Raw genomic sequence first — 416 nt, forward strand, 5'->3', positions numbered from 1 at the left:
TCCCAAACCTAAGCAGCTTGTCAAACGCCGAACAAAAAGGCCCGGTCTGCATTGCATTGTTAGGAAGCAACACAAACCGGGCCATGGTAAGCGCTGTTCGCTTTTGAAACGCCATGTCAGTTTTGTTCACTATCCTGCATAGTCCAGTCATTTACGGTAACTGGGTAGAAACTTATGGGCCATATTCCCAAGATTATATGAGGCTCGTGTTTTGATTTCATGTTTATCTTAACAACGGATGTTCATGATGTCAACGGATTTATCGAACAATCTATGAAGTCGTCGTTTTAATGTTCGGATTTAGACTATTTTTCCTTCAAATACGATTTTTTTCCCAATCGGAATGATCTGAATCGACCCATTTTCCTTCTTTTCTTGAAAAATCGGTTCCTCCATTCGACGGACAGGCGAGTAGC

1 protein-coding gene and 1 riboswitch are annotated in these 416 nt (G+C 41.8%); the gene reads right to left on the reverse strand.

Annotated features, from left to right (window positions below; genetic code table 11):
* Positions 1-119: 119 nt before the first annotated feature.
* Positions 120-221, reverse strand: a riboswitch (purine riboswitch).
* Positions 222-300: 79 nt separating this feature from the next.
* Positions 301-416, reverse strand: a 116-nt coding sequence (locus tag GFC01_RS20080; protein ID WP_152948525.1) for an NETI motif-containing protein, incomplete at its 5' end; no start/stop codon positions are given.

Source organism: Desulfofundulus thermobenzoicus, assembly GCF_009428905.1.
Classification (GTDB): Bacteria; Bacillota; Desulfotomaculia; order Desulfotomaculales; family Desulfovirgulaceae; genus Desulfofundulus_A; species Desulfofundulus_A thermobenzoicus.